Here is a 20,768-nt window from a genome sequence, read left to right as displayed (position 1 = left end):
TTGTATCAATCGTTGGTGTCAGGACCGGCTCCAAAGATGGCTTTTTCAGCCAGCGGATGGGCGAAGATGGCGGCCGAGTCATGGCCGACGCCCTCTGCCTCGACAAGCGTCCAGTGGAAAGGCCAGCCGCGCTCACGGGCCAGGTTTTCAGCCATGGAAAAGCAGGCGCGTCCGCGCTGAATGCGTGTGGCTCCCTGGCGCATGGCTTCGGCGCTGACATCCAGGTATTTTGAGCCGGTATCCGCAGTGCCGAGAAAAAGGGTCAGCGGGGCGGCCAGATAGTTTTTGATCCAGGCGTCATCGCTCCATTCATCCGGCAGGTTTCCAAAACCAAACTGGAAAGGCTGGTCACGGGTCGGGAAAATGAGCGAGCCGGGATTGGCCGCAATGATGCGGGTGGCTTCTCCTGGTAGAAAGGCGGCGAGGCGGTTTAAAAACTGGCCGCCAGCGGAGTGGCCGATGAGATAGTAGGGGAGCTCCGGTTCCCCCTGACGGCTGCGGATGGCGGAGACCACCTCCGGGATGCATTGGAAGGTCCATTCTTCCATGCGCTGGGGTTTGCCATCACGGGTCACGCCGCCGCGCTGGTAGGCTTCAACAGGAAATTGAGCCAGCACAAAACTAGGGGCCACAACGAGGGCTTGAAAGCGGTCCGCCAGTTGGATGGCATTATTCCGATAATCCCCGGCATTGCGATTCAGCCCATGCATCACCACCAAGAGCGGGCCGTTCTTGTAGCCGGGCGGACAGTAGGTGAAAATTTTGAGCTTCTTGCCGCGAGCCACAAGATTGAATTCGGCTTTTCCGGAAGGCAGCCGTTTCGCCTGTTCCTCTTTTCCGGTGCGCGGGTGTACTTCCAGTTGGAGATCTGTGATAGTCCAGGTCGGGCGTGCATCAGCGGTTTCGTCTGGATGCCGCGATACGCGGGTATCCGGGCTGCGCCGGAAGACCAGGTCAAAATACAGATCGCTGGCCACGGCTTCAGCATCGCTTCCGGCCTGGGCCAGTTTTATCAACAGGTGCCAGATGGCATCCCGGCCCCAGGCATTGGTCGTGCTGGCGATGGGGACCGGGGCAGCAGGTGGCGTCACCGCTGATTTTCCTTTGGCCGGCCGCACCTGACCTGTCTTCAGGTCCATGGAATCCCCCCGGTCCAAATAATGGATTTTCATTCCGCTGATGCTGCCATCGGTCTTTGTGGTGAACTGGGTGGCATTCAGATAAACCACTCCTTTGGAGCCGATCACCGTGCCGGTCTGCGCGGCGTGATCAATGACCCAGGCCGTGTCTTCGGCGACTCCGACCCCGTGTTGCAATCCCACTTTCTTGCTTGCCAGTGCTGCCAGCAGGCGTCCCAGCCTGCCGCGCTCCAGATGATGCTGGCAGTAGAGCCAGCCAGGATGAAATCCCAGCCCCGGCCCGTAGCCGACACCCTTTCCCTCCTCCGATGAATCCGCCGGAGTGGCTCCCCAAAACAGGGCATCGGCGCTGCTGCCGCCTGTGATCATGGGATGGCTCATGATGGCTGCCCCGGCACTGGACCCACCGATGACGCCCCCCTGCAAATAAACATCCCACACTGCTTCCAGGGCAGGAGTCCGGCTTCCTTTCTGGGTGAGCAGGGTCCGGGTCGTCCGGTTTTGCTGACCGCCAGTGAAATAAAAGCCGCCACAGCGGCGGATCAAAGCCACTGTTTCAGGGTCGCCAGCCTTCCTGTTTTTCTCCGTTACAGGGATGAACACAGCACTGCCGTCACCGTGCAGCCGGTTCAATGTGGATGCCAGGGGGAGACCCGTGGCTTCCGGGACCTCGCTGGCGGTGGAAAGGATGCCTATCGGGCGGCCATGGAGCCGCTCCGCTAGCAGGAGAGCCCATATTTCCCCGTTTGCGGCAGAGAGCGCCCCGCCTGCGATGACCAGTTTGCCGGCCTTTTCCAAGGAGGGCGCGGCGGCTGAAAGCCCGCCACAAACAGGCGGAAAAAGCATCCACATGACCAGCACCCGGCAAATTGTTTTCATATGCATGCGGGGTATATTAAATGTCCCGGTTCTTTGCAAGCCGAAGCACTGCTTCATTGGTCGGTGAACAGATCGCAGGAGAAAAAGCGTCTGATAGCGGCAGGGGGGATGTTTTGCCGTGACGGAATGTTTGCGCAATTGGCCTTGGTATTTTCAGGTCTGTATTCAGTCCCTTGCCGTGACAAGGATAACAAAAAACGTAACTAAAATGAACGTGGCGGAATTGTTGCGCGCCGGGTCTGGCTTTAAGCGGCCAGCGGGCTTTAAACGGTGGCCCTGGCATTCCACTCCCGTGCGATGCCGGATCTCGTACAGGCATCTTTGCGGGTGCTTGCACAAGACGCTTTCAAGACCATCTCCCTCATGAAAATATTCTCCAAACGCATACGACTTGCCGCCCTCAGCGTGGCGTTAAGCCTGGGTGCCTTCGCTTCAACCGCGAAGGCCCAGCTCCTTGTTACCGAAATTCAATCCAGCCAGACGACCGGCGACGCAGACTATTGGGAACTTACCAATTTCGGCGAGGAGCCAGTTTCCCTGGCTGGCTACACTTGGGATGATGATAGTGAGAGTTTTGCCAATGGCAGTGCCTGGGCCCTCCCGATGGACAGTTCCATTGAGGGGGGCGAGTCTGTCATTTTCACCAATGTGGAGGCTGCGGCCTTTCGCACCCGCTGGAATCTGACGGAAAGTGTCAAAGTGTTCACCACCGCGAACTCTCCGGGACTGGGTGGTAATGACGGCATCGCCTTCTTTAATTCTGCTGGAGAGAAGCTGTTTTTCTTCAGCTATGGTGCTGGCCAGTTCACAAAATCCAACGGTGAACCCTCCACCGGCGGCCATGCAGGGTTGTCTGCAGGTGGTGTCGCCACGGATGCACTGATCTGGGACCCTACCTCCGGAACGACTGCGGAGACAGCGCGCTATACCTCTGCCACTGGGGACAATTTTGGCTCATTTGCAAACGCTGACGAAACGGATCATGGCTCCCCCGGCCAGGTGGATGTGCCGCCTCCAATCCTGCTTCTTACGGAGCTTCAGTCCAACCAGTCCGGTGGTGCCCCAGAGGGTGCTGAGGATTACTGGGAGCTGACTAACCTCGGTGCATCCAGTGTGGACATCAGCGGCTACAAATGGGGAGACAGCGGCATGCCGTTTGATGATGTGGAAATCATCACCATCCCTGAGGGCACCTCGATTGCTCCTGGCGAATCCGTCATTCTGACATCGGCATTGGCTGAAGACTTCCGCGCCTGGTGGGGCCTTGATCCTTCCGTGCAGGTCCTTTCCAATGTGGATGCACCTGGTTTTGGCAAAGACGATGGCGTCCGATTTTATGATCCTTCCGGGACCGAAGTCTTCGCCTTTAGCTATGGTCCAGCCGGATTCAAACTGCCCAATGGCAACGACTCTGAAGGCGACCATGCAGGTCTGTCCGCTGGCGGCACCGAGGCTTCCCAGGCTGCCGTTTGGGATTCCGCCTCCGGCACGGAAGATCCGCGTTATACCTTTGCCACGGGCAATACGCTCGGCACCTATGTTGCGGCTGTGGGCACGGATCTCGGATCGCCCGGCGTCTCTGGAGACGGTGATGAAGGCCCGAGCATCACGCTCACCCTTGAGGTCTCTCCAGCCACCTTTGCTGAAAACGAAGCCAACCCTGCGGCAACCGGCACCGTCACTCGTGACGGCAGCACCGATGGCGATCTAGTCGTCACCCTGGCCTCCGCCGATACCACCGAAGCCCTGGTGCCTGCCACCGTCACCATTCTGACCGGCCAGACCTCCGCCACCTTTGATGTCACTGCCGTGGATGACTCCTTCCCGGATGGCAGCCAGACCTTTAACATTACGGCCACGGCAGAAGATGCCAGCCTGGCCAACTTTGAAATCACGGTCACCGATGACGCCGATGTTGTCAGCTACAAGCTCATGCTCACGGAGATCCAGTCCAACCAGTCTGGCAGTGCTCCTTCAGCATCCAATGATTATTGGGAGCTAACCAACTTTGGTGAATCTGCCGTCTCCCTGGCCAATTTTACCTGGCATGATTCTGGCCGCTCTTCCGGCATCGCCCAGGCATGGAAACTGGCTCCTGGCAGCAGCATCGCTCCGGGTGAATCGGTGATATTCACCTCTGTCTCTCCAGCCGCCTTCCGCGCCTGGTGGGGACTTGAGGACACGGTTCAAGTCTTTCAGGCACCTTCGGCTCCTGGCTTTGGCCAAAATGACGGCGTCTCCCTTTTTGAATCAGGTGGCAATGAGGTGTTCTTCTTCAGCTACGCCGCAGCCGGATTCACCAAAGCTGACGGCACGCCTTCCACTGGAGGCCATGCGGGTCCCTCAGCAGGCGGCACAGAAGCGTCTCAGGCCTTGATCTGGGTGCCTGCATCTGGTACCGAGTCTCCACGCTACACCGCCGCCACCGGCACTAACTTTGGCAGCTTCCAGCCCGCCATCGGTTCGGACCTCGGCTCCCCTGGCATCACGGACGGCATCTCGCCACCGCTGCGCGATGCAAGCATCGTCACCCGTGGACCGCTGAAGCTGGGCCGCGTTTCCACCTTTGAACTGGCCGGTGCGGAAATCTCCGCCTATGACCCTGCCACCAAGCGTGTCTTCGCCACTTCTGATGTCGGTCTTCAGGTCATTGATCTCAGCAATCCTGCGGAGCCGGTGCTCCTCACCACACTCACCTTCACCGAGGCTCCTATCAGCCTCAACAGCTCCGATGTGACCAGCGTGGACATCCACAATGGCGTCCTGGCCGTGGCCGTCCCGAACGGCGACAAAACCCTTCGCGGTCATGTCGTCTTCCTCAATGCCGCTGACAATGCCTACCTTGGCAAAGTCGAAGTCGGTTACCTGCCGGATCATCTCACCTTCACTCCCGATGGCAGCAAAGTGCTGACCGCTGATGAAGGCGAATACCAGCTCAATGGCACGGATCCAAATCCTGGCACGGTCACCATCATTGATGTCACCGGCGGCTTCGCTACCCCAGTGGCGACCCTGGTAGGTTTCGAAGCCTATGATGCCCAGGCGCCTGACTTGAAGGCCGCAGGCGTGCGCATCTTTGAAGAAAGTCCCGGCGTCCTGCGCCTTCCTTCGCTGGATTTTGAGCCTGAATACCTGGCTGTCTCCCCAGACAGCACGCAGGCCATGGTCACCCTTCAGGAAGCCAATGCCGTGGCCATCCTGGACATCACGACCGCCACCTTCACCTCCGTGGTGCCTCTGGGTGAGAAGGACTTCTCCTCTCTGCTCGCGGACTTCAGTGATCGTGACGGTCCTGGAGATTCCCAGATGATCAATCTGACCACCGGCAACCCTGTCTTCGGACTCTACATGCCGGATTCCATCGCTTCATTCAGCGCAGGCGGCCAGACCTTCTATGCCATAGCCAACGAAGGCGATGACCGGAATGACTTCTTTACCGAAACCACCACCGTGGGCAATGCAGGCTACGTGCTCGACCCGACGGTCTTCCCAAATGCCGCCGAGCTGAAAACCAATGCCCGCCTGGGCCGCCTTACGGTGTCCAATGCCCCTGGCCTTCGTGGTGATGCTAACAATGACGGAAATGTGGACCGAATCCTCATGTATGGGGCTCGCTCGTTCTCCATCCTGAATGATGAAGGCGATATGATCTATGACAGTGGTGACGACATCGAAACCACCCTCGCCAGCATTGGTGATCCTCTCTTTGATGACGGTCGCAGTGATAACAAGGGCCCTGAGCCTGAGGGCATCGAGATCGGGGTCATCAATGGCCGCACCTACGCCTTCGTCGGCCTGGAGCGTCACCGCAGCATCATCATCTATGATGTCACCGATCCCGCCAATGTCACGCAGGCAGGTCTCGTCAGCTTCCCTGAAGACGAGAATCCTGAAGGCATCCACTTCATCCCGGCGAAAAATTCCCCCAACGGCGTGCCGATGATCATCGTGATGAATGAGGACAGCAACACCATGACCCTGTTCACTGTGGAGCCGGAAAACTTCACCCTTCAGGTGCTGCACCTGGCCGATGGTGAAGCCGGACTTCTGGCCTCCCAAACGGCCCCGAATCTGGCCGCCCTGGTGGATGCCTTTGATGATGAGTATGATAACACGCTCATCCTCTCCGGCGGTGACAACTTTATCCCGAGCCCCTTCCTCAATGCGGGCACGGACCCGTCCCTGAGCACTGTGCCTGGCATTGGTGCCACGGCCTTTGCCCGCCCGGACATCGCCATTCATAACATGATCGGTGTGGAGGCATCGGCCATCGGCAACCACGAATGGGATCTTGGATCCAATGTCTTCATGGATGCCATCGGCAATAGCGGTGCCTGGATCGGTGCGCAGTTCCCGCACATCTCGTCCAACCTGGATTACTCGGCGGATTCCGCTGCCAATGCCCGGTTCACTAATGTGCCTCTGGATGGCACCACCACCGCCGTGCCTGAAGCCTCGACCGTGAAGACCCGCCTGGTGCCGACTGCGGTCATCACCAAGGGTGGTGAGAAGATCGGCCTGGTGGGTGTCACCACCCAGATCCTGCGCGCCATCTCCTCCCCCAGCGGCACCATTGCCAAGGGCTTCCCTGCCGGCACCACCGGTGTGGATGACATGGACCTGCTGGCCACGCATGTGCAGCCTTACATTGATGAACTCGCGGCGGAAGGAGTGACGAAAATCATCCTTCTCTCCCACCTTCAGCAGCTTGCCAACGAGCGCCTGCTCGCCACCAAGCTGACCGGTGTGGACATCATCCTCGCCGCCGGGTCCAACACCCGTCTGGGTGATGAAGACGATGTGGCCGTGGCCTTCCCAGGTCATAGCGCTGATTTTGCTGACACCTACCCGATCCTCACTGCTGGGGCGGACAGCAAGCCGACGCTCATCATCAATACGGACAATGAGTACACTTACCTGGGCCGCCTGACGGTGGAGTTTGATGAAGCCGGTGAAATCATCGTCTCCAACCTGGCTGACCGCATCGCCCTCAACGGTGCCTATGCCGCCACGACAGCTAACGTCGCCGCAGCCTGGGATACGATTGAGGACAATCTGGCCGCCACTGCTTTTGCACCTGGCACCAAGGGCGCATCAGTGAAAGCCATTACCGATGCTGTCCAGGCGGTGATTAATGCCAAGGATGGTCAGATATTTGGTTATACCAATGTCTATCTGGAGGGTGAGCGCAGCTTCGTCCGCAGCCAGGAAACCAACCTGGGCAACATCACGGCCGATGCCAACAGCGACTCCCTTCGTGCCATCACCGGCAATGACATCCCGATCGTCTCCGTGAAAAACGGCGGTGGCATCCGGGCTCAGATCGGTGCGGTATCCAGCCAGCCTGGAAGCTCGGATAAACTGCCGCCGCTGGCCAATCCTGAAGTCGGCAAGGCCGCAGGCGGCATCTCCCTGCTGGATGTGGAAAATGCGCTCCGGTTTAACAACCGCCTGATGGCCTTTGACACCACGCCGCAGGGGCTGAAAGCCATCCTGGAGCACGGCGTCGCCGCGTGGCCTAACCAGGGACGCTTCCCACACATTGCCGGTGTGGCCTTTGCCTGGGACCCGAATCGTCCGGTCAATGACCGCATCACCTCGATGGCCCTCATTGATGAAAACGACGAGGTCGTGACCGCGCTGTTCAAAAACGGCCTGTTCAACTTCCTCGCCCCGCAGGTGATCCGTGTGGTGACCCTGAACTTCATGGCCCAGGGCGGCGATGGTTACCCCATCAAGGCCAATGGCAGCAACTTCCGCTACATCCTGACGGACGGCACACTGGGACCGGTCATTGCCGACGAAAGCCTCAACTTCACCGCCGTGCCGCAGCTTCCGGATAACGCGCTGGGTGAGCAGAAGGCCTTTACGGATTACATCAACGCCCGGTACCCCACACCGCAGACAGCTTACAATGTCGCTGACACGCCAGCCTCCCTGGACTTCCGCATCCAGAACCTCAACTTCCGCCTGGACAGCCTGGTGCCTGTTGAAATCACTGCGGATACCGATGGAGACGGCATTCCTGACCTGGAAGAAATCGCCTACGGTGGCAATCCTGATGCGGGTCTCCGGGTCGGTGATGTCATTGACTATGACTTCAGCGTCCTCAAGGAAGAAGGCAATACCTTCAAGCTCATCGGCAAGCTGCCAGCAGGTCTGAGTTTTGATCCTGCCACCGGCAAATTGACCGGCCAGCTTGGCGGCAAGCCTGGCAACTATGCCCTCCAGATCCTGGAGATGAACGGCAAGGAAATCATCGGCTCGTATGCGCTGGATCTCAACGTCGCTCCGTTCCCGGCTGTCCTGCTGGGTCATTACGAAGCGCTGCTTGAGACTGGCGAGAGTACCCAACCCAAAGGCATGGTGAAGGTCTTCGTCTCCGGCTCGGGCAAGTTCACCGCCACCCTGGAATACCTCGGGGCCAAGCGCCGCTCGTCCAAGGGCACGTTCACCCTCACACCGGGTGGCACGTCGGCTGAGATTGACCTCAGCTTCCCGGCCGCCAAGGACCTGCCGGCAGTCACCGGGCAGATCGAAGTGGCCACGGACAGTCCGCTGGTCACCGGCACCTACACGTCCGGAACCGAGACCGGCAGCCAGCGCGGCTTCCGCATGACGGCTAAAAACGCCAATCCGCCCGCTGTGCAGAAAATTGTCACCGTCTTGGATGCAGGTTCGCAAAATGGGGTGGACTATCCAGCCGGCCAGGGCTGGGCCAAGGGCAGCGTCAGCAAGACAGGAGTCATCAAGCTCAAAGGTCTGCTTGGCGATGCCAAGGCGGTCACCATGAGCCTGCGCCTCTCCGCCACCGCTCAGGCCCTGGTCTGGAGCCAGCCGTATAAGAACAAGCAGTCCTACATCGGCGGCATCCTGTCGGTGGGCGATCTCGGCCAGCCGACCAATATCCCTCAGAGCCTGAACAACGGCCTGGAATGGTTCAAAGGCGCTGACGCCAAAGAGCCGAGCTATGCTGCCGGATTCGCCGCTCCTCTCTCTGTCGAAGCCCTGACCAGCAAGTTCGTTCCCGTCAAAACGGCGGCAGAACTCGCTGCATCCCTGGGCCTCATCGACAGCCTCCTGACGGTGGAGATCGAAGGTGCCGGCCTGTCCAATGCTGCTCCGAACGATGCACCGGTGCTGCCAACCCAGTTCACCCTGGACAGCAAGTTCAAGCTGAGCGCCAGCGCCCCTGCTTCGCCAATCCCATGGGTCGGCAAGGTTGGCAAAGCCGACGGCAGCTTCAGCGGCACGCTGACCCTGCCAGCGGGCAAGGCCGCCGCGACTGGTGTCCTGCTACAGGATGAATCCTTCGGAGCCATCGTCGGCGGCGGTTTGATCAAAGTTCCCGTGGAAGGCAGCAAAAAAACCTTCCGCACCTCCTCGATCTTGCTGGAGCAGTAATCTCCTTGTGTGTTCCCCCTGGGCCGCCGGTTTTTCCGGCGGCCCTTTTTATTGGCCTGCTATGCCAAACTCATTCACTCCTCCCAAGTCCGCGCGATGCGCTCAATGGACACCGCTTTTCCTGTCGCCGGGTTCAGCGTCACCAGGGCCCCATTGATCCGTACGGGGCCGCGTGCCACGCCAAACTTGGCCGGCAGTTGGGTCAGAAATTTCTCCAGCACGGGCTCAATCTGGCTGCCGATCACAGAATCCAGCGGGCCGCACATCCCCGCATCGCTTTGGAAAGCGGTTCCATTAGGCAGTACCCGTTCGTCGGCGGTCGGTACATGGGTGTGGGTGCCCACCACGGCGGAGACCTTGCCGTCCAGATGCCAGCCCATGGCCACTTTTTCACTGGTGGCCTCGGCGTGGAAGTCCACAAAGATGATGGGCGTCTCTCTGCGCATTTCGTCCACCACCTCGTTGATGACGCTGAATGGATTTTCCAGGGCATCCCGCATGAAGGTGCGGCCTTGCAGGTTGATGATGCCCACTTTGCCCTTTTTCGTCTGAAGGATGAGGGTGCCTTTGCCGGGTGCTCCTTCGGGATAATTGACCGGGCGCAGCAGGCGCGGTTCATCCCCGAGAAAGGAAATGATTTCTTTTTGATCCCAAATGTGGTCGCCGGTGGTGATCACGTCTGCCTTGGCCCGCATGAGGCTGATGGCAATCTTTGGAGTGATGCCTCGCCCCCCGGCGGAGTTCTCCCCGTTCACGATGGCAAAGTCCACTTTCAGCTCGTCCCTCAGCTCCGGCAGCATGGCCGCGACGGCCTTCCGGCCGGGCTCGCCCACGACATCTCCCAGGAATAAAATACGGAAAAGTTCTGGGGCAGATTCAGTGGCGGGTTCGGCGGCAGCTTCGGACATGGGTTCACTTAGTAGATGATGACGGGGCGCATCAAGTCTAGGATGCAGGCATGTCGTTCCTTTTCAAAAATGGCCGTTTCTGGCTGGCCGCCTTTTTGGGCAGTGCTGGCGGGCTGTCTGCACAGGTGGCAGAACCCCAGGTTTTGCCTCTGGATCCCGTGCGCTTTGCCAAAGTCACCCCATTGGGCAAAGTGCCTGACTGGGAGGATCTGAAGCGGTATGCCCATACCCTCACCCGTGAAGAGTTTGAGTCCGCCTGGAAGGAAGTTTATTCGCCGGGAAAGGGGCTGCCACCGCCTTTTGAGGTCACCGCCGATGCTCTTTTGGTCCCCACAGGTGACCCTTCAGACCCGGTGTACAAAGTGCCTTTCCGCAACTCCAGCGAGCAAGCTTCGCCGCCAGCAGTCTCCTGGCGGCGTGCCGCCGAGCTGCCCCGCCTGCGGGATCGCCCCTTGCTGAGCGACCTCCACATCGCGCTGGACCCGGGGCACATTGGTGGTGGCTGGGGGCAGATGGAGGAGCGGTTCCTCAGCTTCCAGGCAGGTGAGGCCATCCAGGAAGGCGACCTATCTCTGCTGACAGCGCGTGTCCTCAGCGAGCGCCTTCAGGCCCTTGGCGCGCGCGTCAGTCTGGTTCGGGACCGGGCGGAACCTGTCACCGAGCAGCGTCCGGCGGATTTTGAGAAGCTGGCCCTGGCGACGCTGCAGGAGCACGGCATCCTCAACCCGCTCCCCACTTATCAGGGGGTGGAGGGCGATGCGAAAATCCTCACCGTGCAGTGGCAGACGGAGAAGCTTTTTTACCGCGTCAGCGAAATCCATGCCCGCGCCAGCAAGGTCAATCTGAAGATTGAGCCGGATCTTGTTTTATGCCTGCATCTGAATGCTGAGTCCTGGGGTCCTTCGACCGCGCCGCAGTTCTCGCCGCAAAACCATCTCCATGTTCTGGTCAATGGCTGTTATGCACCTGTGGAGCTGGAGCAGCAGGACGTGCGTTTTGAAATGCTCACCCGGCTGTTTGACCGCATTCATGAGGAGGAAATTCCCCTGGCCTCCGCCGTCGCGGACGGGATGGCACGCAGCACCGGCCTGCCCGCCTATGTTTATACCACACCGAATGCGCGCAAAGCCGGCACGAACCCCTACGTGTATGCACGAAACCTGCTGGCCAACCGGCTGTACCAATGTCCCGTTGTCTATCTGGAGCCCTTTGTCATGAACCATGAGGAGACCTACCGCCGTCTGCTGGCCGGACACTACATTGGGCGCACGCTTGTCGGCGGCCGTCTGCAAAGCAGCGCCATCGAGGATTATGTGCGCGGTGTCGTCCAGGGGCTCGTTTCGTATTATCAAACCCAGCGCCGCTCATGAGAGTTCTCATCATTGGCTGTGGTTTTGTCGGCGAGCGCGCCGCAGATCTCCTGCATGCCGCCGGGCATGAGGTCATCGGCGCGACTCATTCCTCTGAATCGGCAGAGCGGCTCACGGCTGCCAAGCCCTGGCGCGTCCTGGCCTGCGATGTCAGTGATGCGGATTCGGTCCGGCGGCTGGCTGAGAAATGCGCTGCTTCCGGTCCCTGGTCGCCCGATGCCTTCATCCACTGCGCCAGCTCCGGCAAAGGCGGTGCGCCCGTTTATCAGGCTGTCTATGTGGATGGCATGGCCAACCTGCTGGCCACCTTCCCGCAGGCCTTCCCGCTTTATACCGGCAGTACCAGTGTCTATCCGCAAACGGACGGCAGCGAGGTGGATGAAACGAGTCCCACCGATCCCGGCAAAGAAACCGGGCGTCTTCTCCTGGCGGCTGAAAAGCTGGCCCTGAATCACGGCGGAGCCGTTGCACGGCTCGCCGGCATCTATGGCCCAGGCCGATCTTTCGTTCTGAAAAACCTGCTCGAAGGCAAAAGCGGCATCGAGGTCACCGAGGCCGCCTCCGATGGCCGCCTGCTCAACCAGATCCATGCCGATGACGCCGCTGCCGCGCTGGCCCATCTGGTTACAAACAAACTGACCGGCATCTACAACGTCGTGGACGATGCCCACCTGACCCAGCGGGCATGCCTGGAAAAACTGGCCCTGCTTTTTAATCTGCCCGTGCCGGAGGAGAAAGCACCGGATCCCGGCCGCAAACGCGGATGGACGCACAAACACGTCTCCAATGCCCGGCTCCGCGCCACTGGCTGGACCCCGGCCTACCCTGGTTATTTCGAGGCTTTGCATCACGATCCCGCTCTGGTTCCTTCCATCTTAAAACAGGTGATGGACGGCGGCGAAGCTGCCCTGCCGCGTGCAGAAAACATCGTCCTTATCGGCCTCATGGGCAGCGGCAAATCCACCGTGGGCCGCATGGTGGCGCACATGCTAGGTTTCCAGTTTGCCGATACCGACCACCTCATCATCGAAAAAGCGGGCTGCTCGATCCCGGAGATTTTCGCCAGGGAAGGGGAGGCCGGTTTCCGGGAGCGCGAGTCCGCTGTCCTGCGCAGTTTGTTAGGCTGCCGCCACTGCGTCATCGCCACTGGCGGCGGCATCATCACCCAGCCGCAGAATCTGCCTTTGCTCCAGCACCTCGGGTTCATCACCTGGCTTGAAGCGGATGTAAAGCTGCTCGCACGCCGCACCGCCAATAACAACGACCGCCCCCTCCTGCGTGGTGAAGAGCCGCCCCAGGTCAAGCTGGAGCGCCTGCTCACGGAGCGCAAACCTCTCTATAAACAGCTCGCCGACCTGCGCATCCAGACCGACGAACTCAGCCAGCAGGAAAGCGCGTATGGCGTGGCGGAAAGCGCCCGCATCTTCTTCGCCCAAAGGCGTGCGTGACGTTTTCTAATAGAGAAGCACTCCCGCACGGCGGACTTCAAAAGCCGCCGTTTCAGCCTCCCACATGACGCGCATCTCCCGCCAGCTTTTGCCTGTGCGGATTGTCTTCAACAGGCCCGCATGATTCAGCAGCGTATTTACCTTTTCCAGGTTGAATGACTTTGGATAGAACCGCTGAAAAACGGTAGCGATTGCCACACCAGTTTGCACCGGCCTGAGCGCCTCCCGATCAGTGATCTGAATGCGTACGCCACCGCACTCTTCATCCTTGAACACACTCGCCGAGGGCTTGAACCGAACGGGCATGAACCGCAGCCCAGGCAGGCCCAGTTTATTCAGCTCATAGCTCAGCACCCGGTCATTCACATACGGCGCTCCCAGGATCTCAAAGGGCGCATCCGTGCCACGCCCCACGCTGATGGAAAACTCCAGCAGGCCAATGCCCGGATACAGCAGCGCCGCATCCAGCGTGCGCATGTTGGGGGAGGGATTCACCCAGGGCAGGCCGGTCTGGTCAAAGAGCAGTTCCCGCCGCCAGCCTTCCGCCCGGATGACCTCCAAGTCCGCACCGATGTGGCGTTCCGCGTTCATCATCTGCGCCAGCTCACCCACCGTCATGCCATGGCGGATGGGTATGGCATGGGTGGCTGTAAAGGTTTCCTTGTCCACCACCGCAGGCCCTTCTACAGCCGTCCCTCCCACCGGATTCACCCGGTCCAGGACGAAAAACTTCTTGTTAGACCTGGCGGCTGCTTCCAGGCACATCCGCAAGGTGGAGATATAGGTGTAAAAGCGGCAGCCGATGTCCTGGATGTCAAAGACCAGCGCATCCAGCTCCTCCAGTTGCTCCACCGTGGGGGCACGCCTTTCCCCATACAGGCTGTAGATCGGGCGTCCGGTTTTGCGGTCCACGGAATCGCCGATCTTTTCCTGGTCCAGCGCTCCGCGGATGCCATGCTCCGGGCTGAACAGCGCCCGCAGCTTCACCTTGGGAGCCTTGGCCAGCAGGTCAATCGTGGCCGTGCGCTGCGCATCCATTCCCGTCTGGTTGGTGATCAACCCCACACGCAGTCCGTTCAGCGGTCCGTAGCCATCCCGCTTCAGAACATCAATGCCGTTCAGCACCGTCGGCACTTCTTTCTCTCCGCGTTTCACCAGGGCTCCGGTCACCTGTGTAAAGTCATACCCGGGAATGCATTGTGCCGCCGCTGTGCCAATCTCCTCATAAAGATCCCTCACACTGCCGCCGCCGTTGGGATGCAGACGGGAGCTCAAAAAAATGACAAAGCTGTTCGAGTACGGATCCATCCACAGGCTCGTTCCGGTGAATCCCGTGTGCCCAAAAGACCCTACGGGAAACAATTCTCCTCGAGGCCGGCTGTAGGCGGAGTCGATGTCCCAGCCCAGGCCGCGCCTTTCATAAACGGTCGCCGCTGTCTGCACCTGCTTCATTAGGTCCAGCGTCTCCCCCTTGAAAATCCGCACTCCGTCCAGCTCACCGCCATTCAGGATCATTCGGGCAAATTGGGCCAGGTCCTCCGCGCAGGTAAACAGGCCCGCATGGCCGGCCACGCCACCCATTCGCCGCGCGGTCGGATCATGCACGTCACCGCGCAGCATCACTCCGTTTGCATCCTTCTCCGTGGGTGCAATCCGGCCCTGCCATTCAGCGGGCGGCAAGTAGCGGGTGGAGATCATCTTCAGCGGCAGGAAGAGATGCTTTTGCACAAAGACATCCAGCTTCTCACCGCTCACCCGCCGGACGATGTCGCCTAACAAAATATAGTTGATGTCGCTGTAGCGGAAAAACGTGTCTGGTGCCGCATCCGGCACGGTCTCCACTGCCAGGCGGATGCCCGCTTCATAGCCGGACCAGGCGGGCTCTCTCGGGAGCCCTGGTTTCAAACCGGATGTGTGTGTCAGCAGATGGCGCACCTTCACCAGTTCCCGGCCCTCCCCTATAAACTCCGGCAGATAACGGCTCACGGGAGTTTCGATGTCCACCTTGCCCTGCTCGCCCAGCAGCAGGATGGCGGGGGCTGTGGCCACCACTTTGGTCAGTGATGCCGCATCGAACACCGTGTCCAGCGTCATCGTTTCCTTCGCCGGACTGAGTGCCCGTGCCCCTTTCACCACGGTGTGGCTCGTACCCGCATGCTCCAGCCAGACCACCGCCCCTGCAGGGCTCTTTTTCGCCACGGCCCGGTCCAGCACCGCATCCAGCTTTTGCAGGCCTTCCGGTTTGAACGCCTGTCCCAATAAAACAGCGGGCAGCAGCAGGGCAATGAGAAGATGAAAACGCATGGCCCCAGCAAAGGGGACAGCCTGGCAAGAGTCAATCCTGCTCCGTTCGCGGACTGGCCTTTTCAGAAAGTCTTCAGCGTCTTGGCCCCTTCATCAATCAATTGCCAGAAATGTTTTGACTGGCTCAGCGCCTCGTCCTCGCCTCCGCCCGGCAGGTTGCTTCGGTAGAGGAAGTCCGTGAGCGTGTTCTTGTGCAGCACGCGGTGGATGCGCACGTCCCCCTCGTTGACGGCAAAGTAGATCCGGTAGTCACCCGCCCGGCAGCGGTACAGCTTTTTCTTCCCGCGCTCCAGCAGGCCGAATTTCTCGGCCAGCGTCTGTTCCCCCAGGTCGCCGGACTGGATGTTCAGCGCCTCCAGGATTTGAAACTGGATCTGGGTGGGCAGGTGGGAAAGCTCCGCTGCGCTGATGTCATTGAAAACGATCTGAAGCATGATCTCGCAGAATAGGGATCAAAATCCGGAGTTCAAAGGCTAAAATGAACCCAGGCCAGCGCTGTTGAATTCCCCCATACCTTTGCCCTCAGCAGTCGTGGCTGGGGCAGGACACTTGAAAGGGCACATTCAAAAGCGCCGCCACTTCCCGTCCCTTCTTCTCGCACCATTCCTGCAGTTCCTCGCTATAGACGGCACACATCAGAAAGTCGTGGGATTCAATCTGGCCCTTTTGGGCGATTTCAAAAAAAAGCATGACCATGCCGCTCCCCTTAGCCGGCAGCACCGGGTGCAGGCTGATCTCCTGGATGCCTTCCCGGTCCAGCTTGCAAAGGTATTCCTGCGTCTGCACCAGCACGCTTTTTTCATCCGCCGCCACCAGCATAAAGGCTTCCGGGCCCTGCCGCTTCAGTTCCTGGGCCAGGACCGAGTCAGCACTTTTCTCATAACAGTGGGAGGCATAGGCATATGGCGACATCGGCGGCTGGGTGAAGACCACATATCCCAGGGAGCTGGCAGGTACCTGTTCCGGCTTGGCCACCGGCACAGGCGCATCTGGGTCAGGCGTCAGCGCAGCCTTACCCTCTGAGGAAACCTCACTGCGCGAAAACCACCGGAAGGGAGAGAAGTTCATGCTAGTTAAAAAAACGGTCAACCTGTCTCGATAGCTCCTGGCATCAGTGGTCCTGTCAGGCGATATCGGATTTGGGGGGGAAGCAATCTCATGGCCTCCGTTACATTAGCAAATACGTTTTAAATTCAGATTTATTATGCTACATAATCAAGACAAACACGACATCATCTCCTGCCCGCTTTGTGAGGCATCCTTTGTTTGTCTGTGCAACCGCGCCACCGCCTGCCCATGCAACCGGGTGAACCTCTCCCCGGATGAAACGGAATGGATAAGCTGGCAGACCCAGGGAGACTGCGTGTGCATCTCCTGCCTGCTGAGCTTGAAACAGGCCGCCAGGCTTGCCCTCGCCTGATCCGCAGGCTTCCATCATTGCAAGAACGGCCAACCGCGCTCTTTATAAAATATGACTGTTGAAACTCCTGCCACACCTGACCGCTGGTCGCTTGAATCCTGGTTCACCGCCTTTGGTGCGCCGGACTACATCGCCTTCAAAACGGACCTCGTCCGCGATATCGAAGCGCTGAAATCCGTCGCCGAATGCCTAACAAACAGTGTTCCAGAAATCGTCCGCGTGACCTGCGATTTTGAATCTTTAGGTGACCGCCTGGGCCACCTGTCAGCCTACCTCGGCTGCCTGTCTGCTGATGATGCTAACAATGAGCCTGTCAAAAGTGACGAGGCCTGGATCTCCACCCTGGAGGCCGAAAGTGCCAAGCTCCGCGCGGCGCTCCAAGCCAGGCTCGCCGCCCTGCCTGACGACGCGTTTGCCAGCCTGCTTCAGGATCCGCAGCTCCAGGGTGCGGAGCATGCCGTGACCCGCATGCGGGAAGAGGGCCGCCAGCAGATGCCCGGTGAGTTAGAATCTCTGGCCGCCGATCTGAATGTCAACGGCCTCCATGCCTGGGGCCGCCTTTATGACACCCTCACGGGCAAGATGGTCTTCAGCATGACCTTCCCGGACGGTCATGTGGAATCCGTTCCCATGGCCCGCCGCCGCGCCCTCATGTCCGAGCCGGACCGCCGCCTGCGCGAGGCCTCCTTTCACGCCGGGCAGCAGCCCTGGCTGGACCATGCGGACACCCTGGCTGCCGCGCTGAACGGCATCGCAGGCACCCGGCTGACCCTCTATGGCCGTCGCGGCATTCCGCACTTTTTGGACACCCCTTTGTTCGATGGCACCATGAGCCGTGCCTCCCTGGATGCCATGCTTCAGGCCATCCACACGCACATCGAGCTGCCCCGCCGCGCCCTCCGCACCGCCGCCCGGTTGCAGGGCACACAAGCCCTTCACTACTTTGATCTCGAGGCCCCTCAGGTGGCCGCGCCGGATGAAAAACCGCTTACATGGGACGAAGCCTGCGCCACGGTGGAAAAGGCCTTTTCCTCCGGCTACCCGCGTCTCGGCAGCTATTTCCGCGACATGCTGCAGCAGCGCTGGATCGAGGCCCAGCCGCGCCCCGGCAAGCGCCCAGGCGCCTTCTGCACCGGCTCGCTTCTGCGCCATGAGGAACGTGTGTACATGACCTGGCACGGCACCGTGCATGACATGGTCACGCTCGCTCATGAGGCCGGCCACGCCTGGCACTCCTGCGTGCTGCGCCCGGCCCGCTCCTTCGCCGCCAGCTACCCCATGACGCTGGCCGAGACCGCCTCCAATTTTGGCGAGATGATCCTCCTGGACGGCCTGCTGAGCGACCCTGCCCTCACCCCCGCCACCAAGGCCTATCTGCTGGATCAGGAGATGCTCCGCGCCCATGCTTACCTGGTCAACATTCCCATGCGCTATGAGTTTGAAAAGGCCTTCTATGCCGAACGCGCCAGCGGCGAGGTCTCCGTGACCCGCCTGCGCGAGCTCATGACCTGTGCGCAAAATGATCTCTATGGAGACACCCTGCTGCCGGATGGGACGGACCCGATGTTCTGGGCCTCCAAGATGCACTTCTTCATCAGTGGCGTTTCCTTCTATAACTTCCCCTACGTTTTTGGTTATCTGCTCAGCCAGGCCCTCTTCGCCCGCTTCAAAACGGAAGGCGCCAGCTTCCTGCCACGCTATGAGGCCTTCCTCGCCGCCACCGGCAGTGCCACCTGTGAAGAAGTCGCCCGCCAGACCCTCGGTGCCGACCTAACCGATCCTGAGTTTTGGGCCACCGCCCTATGTGCCATCGAGCCGACCTTGCAGGCTTATGAAAAACTGGTTTGAGGTGAGTCAAATTTCCGGTTCTTCCGGCCATTAAAATCCCTGCATCTGCCCTTTTCTCCATGAACCTGGTACTGGCCAATGTCGTTATGTTTGGGGCTTGGCCTTATATCGTTTCCTTCTGGCTGTCTCCCCTCATTTTTGGAGTGGAATCTTGGGTGGTCTGGGGGCGTCACCGTCAGGGTGTTGGCTTCGGCCAGGCGTTTGGCACTGTGTTTGTGGCAAATCTCGTATCAGCTTTGATTGGCCTGATGCTGGCAGGATGGGGCGTCTGGGGACTGCAGAATCTCTCCGATTGGGGCTTTGATCTCGTACTGGTCATCTGGAGCTGGGCCATGTCCTGCATGATTGAATATGCGGTTCTGCGGCTGATGCTGCCCAAGGTGGGCATTCGGGGCATCGCTATGACATGTCTCTGGATGAATACAGTGACGTATGTGCTTATCTTCGTGGCTCTCAGGACCCTGGTTTGACGCAGCTTGTGGCAGTTCAAAGTCCTGGCTTGCCAGCCTATCCGCCATCCATGCTGCGCTGCGTTTGATCCCTCACCGCTTCACTATCGGAAACTGCGCAAGCAGCAGCTTCGCGGCCACGGCCTCTTCCTTCGCCAGTTCCGGCGCTCCGGTGCGGTTCTTCAGCTCCGCCGAATCGGTGCGGTGGTCATACAGTTCCTTGGCCACGACCTCACCGGTCAGCCAGTCGCGCCACTCCGTGTAGCGCACACCGCCAGTGCGCACGCTGTAGCCCATGGCCTTGGGCCGCTTTTCCGGCTCGCGATCAAAATACGCCGGGCGCGGATGCTGGGTAAAGGCCGCCGGTTTCACCGAGACCGCCGGGTCTGCTACCACGGCCGCCAGGCTGTCGCCCTCCAGCCCTTCCGGTATCGGCAGGCCGCACATCTCCACCAGCGTCGGGAACAGGTCCACCAGCTCCGCCAGGGAGTCCGTCTTCGCACCACCGTTCTTGCCATCCGCCCGTGCGATCATGAAGGGCACCCGCGCATCGTAGTCAAAGGTGGACGTTTTTCCCCACAGCGAGTGCTCCCCCAGATGATACCCATGATCCCCCACAAAGGTGATCACCGTATTTTCTGCCACACCGCTCTTCTCCAGCGCATCCAGCACCTTGCCAAGCTGCGCATCCAGGTAGCTGATGTTGGCAAAGTAGCCGTGCCGCATCTCCGCCACCTGCTCAGGAGTCGGTGGCACCTGCTCACCCACCGGGCCCAGCACCTCCGTGCTCGCATGGAAGGCCAGCTCCGGCGCGCCCTCAGGCCGGGCCGGGTTCAGCGGCGGCAGCTTGTCGCGGTCATAGAGATCCCAGTACTTCTTGGGTGCATTGAAGGGCGCATGCGGCTTCCAGAAACCCACCGCCAGGAAAAACGGCCCGTCCTTCACCTCCGCCAGCACCTTCACCGCCTCCGCCGCGACGCGTCCGTCAAAATACGCCTCGTCCGGCACATCGCGGCACTCGCACAGCGGCACCTCGCCATAGTTCCGCAGGCTCGGCGCGGTGATCTCATTCGGCGGCAGCTCACCCGCGATCTGCGGCGTGTCATTGCCATGGTTCGCATAGTGCAGAAACTCATCCGCACTCCAGGAACGGCGGTCGCCCTTTTCCGCCGTGTGCCAGTTATGGAAGATCTTGCCCACGCAGCGCGTGGTATAGCCCTGCTGCTTGAACCACAGCGGCAGCGTCATCACGCCCGGCTTCAGCTCGCGGAAATGCGTACCGTTATTCCACAGGCCCAGTGTATCCGGACGCAGGCCTGTGAGCATGGATGAGCGGGACGGATTGCACACCGCCTGCTGGCAGTAGGCACGGTCAAACTGCACACTGCGCCGCGCCAGCCGGTCCATGTTCGGTGTGATGGCGGGTGATCCATAACTGGCCAGCTCCGGCCGATAATCATCCGTCATGATGAACAGGACATTCGGGCCCGCCGCGTGCAGGGCGGATGCGATTAACAGCGGGAGAAGCAAGTGCAAAAAACGCATGCTCCCACCAACGGCAGCCGGGCGTCTTCCTTGCGCCAAATGCCGGGTTTTGAC

The 20,768-nt window shown here is 60.0% G+C and carries 12 protein-coding genes; 6 read left to right on the top strand and 6 right to left on the bottom strand.

Translation table 11 applies throughout. The features are described 5' to 3' along the window. Positions 1-5: 5 nt before the first annotated feature. On the bottom strand, positions 6-2,018 hold the full coding sequence (locus WJU23_RS02155; protein ID WP_346330881.1) for a hypothetical protein: 2,013 nt from the start codon (positions 2,016-2,018) through the stop codon (positions 6-8). A 363-nt stretch (positions 2,019-2,381) separates the two neighbouring features. Between WJU23_RS02155 and WJU23_RS02150 the strand changes: the two genes are divergently transcribed. Further along, the gene (locus tag WJU23_RS02150; RefSeq protein ID WP_346330880.1) at positions 2,382-9,422 is read left to right on the top strand and encodes a choice-of-anchor I family protein; all 7,041 of its coding nucleotides are present in this window, start codon (positions 2,382-2,384) and stop codon (positions 9,420-9,422) included. 74 nt (positions 9,423-9,496) lie between these two features. Here WJU23_RS02150 and WJU23_RS02145 read toward each other — a convergent pair whose 3' ends face one another. Continuing rightward, complete coding sequence (locus WJU23_RS02145; RefSeq protein WP_346330879.1) at positions 9,497-10,330, bottom strand: TIGR00282 family metallophosphoesterase; 834 nt, start codon at positions 10,328-10,330, stop codon at positions 9,497-9,499. Between the two features lie 50 nt (positions 10,331-10,380). Between WJU23_RS02145 and WJU23_RS02140 the strand changes: the two genes are divergently transcribed. Together WJU23_RS02140 and WJU23_RS02135 are read left to right on the top strand one after the other, a co-directional pair. Next, complete coding sequence (locus tag WJU23_RS02140) at positions 10,381-11,700, top strand: hypothetical protein (protein ID WP_346330878.1); 1,320 nt, start codon at positions 10,381-10,383, stop codon at positions 11,698-11,700. Next, positions 11,697-13,148 (top strand): shikimate kinase, encoded by a 1,452-nt coding sequence (locus WJU23_RS02135; RefSeq protein WP_346330877.1) that lies wholly within the window; start codon positions 11,697-11,699, stop codon positions 13,146-13,148. Before WJU23_RS02140 ends, WJU23_RS02135 begins: the two co-directional genes overlap by 4 nt. Before the next feature lie 6 nt (positions 13,149-13,154). On the opposite strand, the gene WJU23_RS02130 is transcribed toward WJU23_RS02135, so the two are convergent. The 3 genes from WJU23_RS02130 to WJU23_RS02120 all read right to left on the bottom strand — a co-directional run bounded on the left by WJU23_RS02130 (position 13,155) and on the right by WJU23_RS02120 (position 16,520). Further along, the gene (locus tag WJU23_RS02130; protein WP_346330876.1) at positions 13,155-15,452 is read right to left on the bottom strand and encodes an exo-beta-N-acetylmuramidase NamZ domain-containing protein; all 2,298 of its coding nucleotides are present in this window, start codon (positions 15,450-15,452) and stop codon (positions 13,155-13,157) included. 62 nt (positions 15,453-15,514) lie between these two features. Continuing rightward, on the bottom strand, positions 15,515-15,886 hold the full coding sequence (locus WJU23_RS02125; RefSeq protein WP_346330875.1) for a type II toxin-antitoxin system RelE/ParE family toxin: 372 nt from the start codon (positions 15,884-15,886) through the stop codon (positions 15,515-15,517). An 88-nt stretch (positions 15,887-15,974) separates the two neighbouring features. Further along, positions 15,975-16,520 (bottom strand): hypothetical protein, encoded by a 546-nt coding sequence (locus tag WJU23_RS02120; RefSeq protein WP_346330874.1) that lies wholly within the window; start codon positions 16,518-16,520, stop codon positions 15,975-15,977. A 136-nt stretch (positions 16,521-16,656) separates the two neighbouring features. Here WJU23_RS02120 and WJU23_RS02115 point away from each other — a divergent pair, with 136 nt between their 5' ends. From WJU23_RS02115 to WJU23_RS02105, 3 genes are read left to right on the top strand one after another with little or no spacing between them, the layout of a single operon-like run. Next, positions 16,657-16,872 carry a cysteine-rich CWC family protein gene (locus tag WJU23_RS02115; RefSeq protein WP_346330873.1) on the top strand — a complete coding sequence of 72 codons (216 nt, stop codon included), beginning with the start codon at positions 16,657-16,659 and terminating at the stop codon, positions 16,870-16,872. Between the two features lie 51 nt (positions 16,873-16,923). After that, positions 16,924-18,720 carry a M3 family oligoendopeptidase gene (locus tag WJU23_RS02110; protein ID WP_346330872.1) on the top strand — a complete coding sequence of 599 codons (1,797 nt, stop codon included), beginning with the start codon at positions 16,924-16,926 and terminating at the stop codon, positions 18,718-18,720. Positions 18,721-18,779: 59 nt separating this feature from the next. Beyond that, positions 18,780-19,190, top strand: a complete 411-nt coding sequence (locus WJU23_RS02105; RefSeq protein WP_346330871.1) for a hypothetical protein — start codon at positions 18,780-18,782, stop codon at positions 19,188-19,190. A 72-nt stretch (positions 19,191-19,262) separates the two neighbouring features. Here WJU23_RS02105 and WJU23_RS02100 read toward each other — a convergent pair whose 3' ends face one another. Continuing rightward, a complete protein-coding gene (locus WJU23_RS02100; protein ID WP_346330870.1) occupies positions 19,263-20,714 on the bottom strand; it encodes a sulfatase in 1,452 nt (483 codons plus the stop codon). Positions 20,715-20,768 lie beyond the last annotated feature (54 nt).

Source organism: Prosthecobacter sp. SYSU 5D2 (assembly GCF_039655865.1).
Lineage (GTDB): Bacteria > Verrucomicrobiota > Verrucomicrobiia > Verrucomicrobiales > Verrucomicrobiaceae > Prosthecobacter.
This window is presented reverse-complemented; position numbering and strand designations above follow the sequence as displayed.